Here is a 5578-nt window from a genome sequence, read left to right on the forward strand (position 1 = left end):
GCAGCCGTACCTGGCTATCGGGCAACAGTTCGGCTGTATGCCTGCCGGCACCGGTAAGCAGGGTGACTCTGCCACCAATACCTTCGCGACGGCCATAATAGGCCACCGCACAGCGACTGCCGTTCGCACAAAAGGTCTCCCAGCTGCCGTCCGCATTATGGTAGTCCAGCTTGAAGTCCACCCCCGGCTCATCCGCAGGGCCCACAATCAACACCCCATCAGCGCCAACACCCTTGTGCCGAGCGCACACCCGCTGAATAAAACCCGGCTCCCGAATCGTGTCGGGACACTGCTCAGCATCAAAGAGCACAAAGTCATTGCCCCCACTCTGGGCCTTGGTGAAGGGAATCATCTTCTTGCTCACCCGTGAGATACCATGACGCCCAAGAACACAATTATAAAGGCTATGGCTGGCCCGATCCTCACCGTGAGATCAACAAATCTTTCGGCCCTCGCATCGGTACGGCCTGCGGCCAGCGCATCCCGGGCCCTCTTTGCCATAGCATGTGCGATATGACTGACAGCCACCAGGAGCACGCCAATACTAATCTTGATATAGAACAGCACTCCATATCCGAGAACGCCCGGCCAGTTGATAATCATCAGGATTCCAACGAGCAGCAAGATGGAACCGGCCATGGTGGTGAGTCTCTGACTGATGGAGACTGCTGCGTCTATATAAGGCAGCCGCGCGGCAGGATCATTCAACTGACGACTTCGGATCCACAAAAAGGCAATCGCCGTAAACGAGCCCACATAAAGCGCAACCAATAGGACATGAAAGAACCGCAGAATAGTATAAAAGCTCACGGCCGCTCTCCCTTCAATAACCGGATCAGTCCCGGAACGTCGTCGAATCCCTCTACCAACCAGGTCGGCTGTTCGGCCTCAATGGTCCTTCGCCACTCCGGTTCTTCCCGGCGGCACACAATGAGGCTGGCTATGCCGTTCAGCCGGGCAATGCAGGCATCGTTGGGCGTGTCACCAATGAGAATGATATCGGCCAGACCAAAGGATTCATGCAGCACATCCCACGCCCGCTCCCGGGCAATCCACGGCAGGTCCTCACGGGAATGGCCGTCATTGCCGAATACGCCAAAGCTAAACCGGTCCCATAGTCCGGTACCGGCGAGCTTGATTCGGGCACCCCGCTCCACATTGCCCGTGAGCAGGGCCGGCACCCAATCCTCATCGATGCAGGCCTGCACCAGGGTCTCGGCACCGGGAAAGACCTTTACCGCATCGGACGGCGGCAGGCGTTCTTCCAACAGCATCAAAAAGTGCTCCAGGATACCGTTGATCTCGCCATCGGTCGGACTGGTGTTGGAACCATAACGGAGCAGAGCATTACGAATGATAATGGGATCAGTGAGGCCAGCCACATCAAAGAAGGTGAGTTCGATTTCCACGCCCAGGAAGTGGGAGATGGCTTCAGCCATAGCCCGCCTGGGTATCAGGCCGGGGGTAATAAGGGTGCCGTCTACGTCGAAAAGGATGAGCTTCCGCTGCGACATAAGTGATTAGAAAAAGTACTTCGCACCGTTGGGGGGGTTGTCAGTTGTATCCAGGATCTCCGCAATCTTATCAGCGATAACCTCGGGGCGGGTCCACAATGAAAAATCAGCCTTGGGCATGGCTTTGCGGTTGGCGGGGGTATCAATGATACTGGGGATGATCAGATTGGCGGTCACCTGATCGCTGCCTTCCTCGGCCAGGGTGAGGGTTAAGTTGTGCACCGCTGCTTTGCTGATGGCATAGGGCCCCGTCTGGGCCAGGCCGCGCTCCCCGGCTAGTGAACCGAAATTGATGATCCGGCCAAAATTCTGGTCCTTGAATATCGGTATAATGGCCTGGCAGGCGTTCAGACAGGTAATAAAGTTAAGGTCAAACATGCATGGCCACGCCTCCGGGTTTATGTCCTCCACCAGCCCATCCCTTGAAAAACCCCCGGCAACATTGATCCAGGCATGACACGTTCCCAGGTAGCGCAGGATCTCGGCCACCATAAAGTTCACCGCCACCCGATCGGCAAGGTCACCGGTCACGAAGCTGCAGCGGTCATCCACCGGCCGCCAGTCCACCTCCGCGCCCCGCAGGCAGCCCACCACGTGCCGGGCCCGCTCCTTCTTGAGATAATCAAGCAACACCGATCCCACCGCTCCATTAGCCCCGGTTATAACCACAATCTGCTCACCCAGCCTCATAGGACCCCCGGCGGGACACTTCCCAACCAGCCGCTCCGCTTAACCTAAGCCGGCTCCCGGTGCACGAGCATAGTGGTCGCTTGATCGGTAGGCAGGATGAGCATTTCACTGACATTCACGTGTGGGGGACGGGTCGCAGCATACAGGACCGCATCGGCGATATCCACCGGCTTGAGCGGAGTCATGCCTTCGTATACCTTCTTGGCCCGTGCCTCATCGCCCCCGAACCGCACGCTGCTGAATTCCGTCTCTACCATGCCGGGATCGATGGAAGTCACCCTGATAGGGCTACCCAACAGGTCCAGCTTCAGCCCCCGGGTAAGGGCCCGCGTAGCGAACTTGGTGGCACAATACACGCTACCACCCGGATACACTTCCTGCCCCGAGATGCTGCCGATATTGATAACATGCCCCGAACCCCGCTCGATCATTCCCGGCAGGCACAACCGGGTCATGGTAATGAGCCCCTTGATGTTGGTATCGATCATGAGATCCACGTCTGCGGGACTCACCACCCATTCGGGATCCAGGCCCTTGACGGTGCCGGCATTGTTAACCAGGATGTCCACCTCCCGCCCGACCGGTGGCAGGGAGGCAAAGGCCTGCTCCACCTCTGCCGCCTGGGAAATATCCACGGCCATGATGAAGGCATGGGTGCCAAAGCGTGCCTGTAGTCCCTGCTGGAGCGCTTCCAGGCGCTCCCGGCGTCTGGCAGCCAGGACCAGGGTGGCACCGGCCTGGGCGAAAGCCTCCGCACAGGCGGCACCGATCCCGCTGGAAGCACCGGTGATAAGAACGGTTTTCTCCTTCAGACTCATCATAGCGCTGGATCACTCCTCTATAGTCAGTGTCAAGTAGACCACCTCCCCCTGCTAGCCTATGCGTCCGCGTTTCAGCAGATACTCCGAAAGGGCCAGGTCGAGGGGTCTGTCAGTTGTAATCAGCAGATAATCGATGTTCTGCTGGCGACAACGGCTGCGGAAGGAATCCAAAAACTGCCGCACCTGCTTCTGATAGGCCTTCTGAATGTGCCAGGGCTCGGTGGTGATCACTTCGCCGGTCTCCAGATCACGAAAACGGGTCCGGGACGAAAAAGCAAACTCGAGCTCCTGAGGGTCCAGGATATGGAATACAATCACCTCGTGTTTCTTGTGCCGGAAATGCTTCAGGCCCATCATGATCTGATCCGGGTCGTCGAATAGATCGGAGATCAGGATGATCAGGCCCCGTTTAACGATGGACTCGGCCAGCTGGTGCAGTATGGGGGCAATGACGGTTTCCGGTCCCGGCTGGATAGCGGACATCCGGCCCAGAATGGCATCCAGGTGGCTGGGCTTGGCCCGCGGTGCCAGATACTGGCGCAGCTGCGAATCGAACAGCGCCAGGCCAATGGCATCCTGCTGTTTGAGCATGAGGTACGCCAGGGCCGCCGCTAACGTCTGAGCATAAGTCAGCTTACTAAGCCCATGCGAGGAAAAGGTCATCGAGCGACTCTGATCCAGCAGAAGATAGCTCTTGAGATTGGTCTCCTCCTCAAACTGCTTGACGTAATACCGATCGGTCTTAGCAAACAGTTTCCAGTCCATACGGCGAATTTCGTCACCGGGACCATAAGCCCGATGTTCCGCAAATTCCACCGAAAAACCGTGATAGGGACTCCGGTGCAGACCAATGATGAATCCCTCCACCACCAGCCGGGCCCGTAAGGATAGATTATCCAGCCGGGAAACGATACTGGGATTCAGGTAAGTGGTGCTCAGATTCGCCATGAAACGGGACGGGGACCTCCCGTGAGACTAAGATCGGCTTTCCACCAGGCGATCGAGGATCTGATCGGTGCTGATCCCTTCCGCCTCGGCGTTGAAGTTGGTGATGATCCGGTGCCGCATGACCGGCTTGACCAGGATGGTAACATCAGCGACATCGGGGGTGGGACGACCATCCATGGCTGCCAGCGCTTTAGCACCCAGAATCAGGTACTGGCTGGCGCGGGGACCGGCTCCCCATTCTACCCACTCCCGGATGAACTCCGGTTGCCTATCCTGACCGGGTCGGGTATGCCGCACCAGGTCCACCGCGTATTCGATGACATTCTCCGCTACCGGCACCTGACGGATGAGCTCCTGAAAGGCAAGAACGTCCGCCCGGTTCACTGCCTTGGAAGGCACCGCCCCCGGTGCCCCGGTGGTGGTCTCTACAATCTGGAGCTCCTCCTCCCGGGAGGGGTACTTAATGCGCAGCTTGAACATGAAACGGTCCAGCTGAGCCTCCGGAAGGGGGTAGGTGCCCTCCTGCTCAATGGGATTCTGGGTAGCCATTACGAAAAAGGGCTCGTCCAGCGTATAGCTGATGCCCGCCGCCGTTACCCGGTGCTCCTGCATGGCCTCCAGCAGAGCCGCCTGGGTCTTGGGCGGGGTACGGTTGATCTCGTCAGCTAGAATGATATTGGCAAAAATCGGCCCCCTGAAAAATTTGAACTTGCGGCCGCCAGCCTTCGTCTCCTGGATGATTTCCGTCCCGGTAATGTCCGACGGCATCAGGTCCGGAGTGAACTGTATGCGGCTGAAAGACAGATCCAGGACCTCCGCCAGGGTCTTGATGATCAGCGTCTTGGCCAGTCCCGGAACGCCCTCCAGCAGCACGTGCCCCTGGCACAGCATGGCCAGAAAGAGGTGTTCCAGGATCTCCCGCTGGCCGATGATAACATGCCCGATCTCCCTGTAAAGCTGCTTCCGGGCGCTGTTGAGTCTCTCGATGAGCTGCAGGTTATCCATCCCGATATCCGATCTGCTGAGGGGTAAACTTATGATGAATCAGCCTCAAATGAGGCATCTTTTGCCAGCATTTTTTCCATTCCCCCCATTCGTGTGAACCCCCTTCCGCTTGTACCCCTTATGGCCGCCCGTTAACTTCCCCTCCCGTGACACCCACGCCCGCTGAAGAAGCTGCCGCTGTCATCCGGAAACGACTGGGCTCCCCGTGGACGCAACGCCCAGGGCCCGAAGCACCCCGGGTGGCCATCGTCTTGGGCTCCGGCCTTAGCGATTTCGCCGATACTCTCGAGAATCTCACCGTGGTCCCCTATGACGCGATCCCCCACTATCCTCAACCGACGGTGCCCGGACACGTGGGTAAGCTGGTTTTCGGCATAGCTGGCCGGCTGCCGGTGATCGCCGCCCAGGGGCGCTTCCACTACTACGAGGGCCATCCCCTCGAGATCGTCACCCTGCCCATCCGCGTCTTCGCCCGCCTGGGGGTCGAATCCGTCATCATTACCAATGCCGCCGGCTGCGTCAATCCTGACTGGCACGTAGGTGACCTCATGCTCATCACCGGTCACCTGGACTACACCTTCCGGGACAACGCCGCAGACC

Annotated in this window: 8 protein-coding genes; 1 reads left to right on the top strand and 7 read right to left on the bottom strand. The window is 58.5% G+C overall.

Annotated elements, in window-relative coordinates; genetic code table 11:
* The 7 genes from ACETWG_05630 to ACETWG_05660 form a co-directional block, all read right to left on the bottom strand.
* Positions 1 to 364: diaminopimelate epimerase (locus ACETWG_05630; protein MFB0516069.1), on the bottom strand; the 364-nt coding region annotated here is incomplete at its 3' end.
* Complete coding sequence (locus tag ACETWG_05635; GenBank protein MFB0516070.1) at positions 361 to 810, bottom strand: hypothetical protein; 450 nt, start codon at positions 808 to 810, stop codon at positions 361 to 363. The genes ACETWG_05630 and ACETWG_05635, both read right to left, overlap by 4 nt.
* Positions 807 to 1514 carry an HAD family hydrolase gene (locus ACETWG_05640; GenBank protein ID MFB0516071.1) on the bottom strand — a complete coding sequence of 236 codons (708 nt, stop codon included), beginning with the start codon at positions 1512 to 1514 and terminating at the stop codon, positions 807 to 809. Before ACETWG_05640 ends, ACETWG_05635 begins: the two co-directional genes overlap by 4 nt.
* A 6-nt stretch (positions 1515 to 1520) precedes the next feature.
* Positions 1521 to 2204: an SDR family NAD(P)-dependent oxidoreductase gene (locus tag ACETWG_05645; GenBank protein MFB0516072.1), complete on the bottom strand. Its 684-nt coding sequence runs from the start codon at positions 2202 to 2204 to the stop codon at positions 1521 to 1523.
* A 44-nt stretch (positions 2205 to 2248) separates the two neighbouring features.
* Positions 2249 to 3025: an SDR family NAD(P)-dependent oxidoreductase gene (locus tag ACETWG_05650; protein MFB0516073.1), complete on the bottom strand. Its 777-nt coding sequence runs from the start codon at positions 3023 to 3025 to the stop codon at positions 2249 to 2251.
* 51 nt (positions 3026 to 3076) lie between these two features.
* Complete coding sequence (locus tag ACETWG_05655; GenBank protein MFB0516074.1) at positions 3077 to 3973, bottom strand: DUF58 domain-containing protein; 897 nt, start codon at positions 3971 to 3973, stop codon at positions 3077 to 3079.
* Positions 3974 to 4000: 27 nt separating this feature from the next.
* Positions 4001 to 4978 (bottom strand): AAA family ATPase, encoded by a 978-nt coding sequence (locus ACETWG_05660; protein MFB0516075.1) that lies wholly within the window; start codon positions 4976 to 4978, stop codon positions 4001 to 4003.
* Between the two features lie 239 nt (positions 4979 to 5217).
* Between ACETWG_05660 and ACETWG_05665 the strand changes: the two genes are divergently transcribed.
* Positions 5218 to 5578, top strand: a 361-nt coding sequence (locus ACETWG_05665; protein ID MFB0516076.1) for a purine-nucleoside phosphorylase, incomplete at its 3' end; no start/stop codon positions are given.

The sequence above is a fragment of the Candidatus Neomarinimicrobiota bacterium genome (assembly GCA_041862535.1).
Classification (GTDB): Bacteria; Fidelibacterota; Marinisomatia; order SCGC-AAA003-L08; family TS1B11.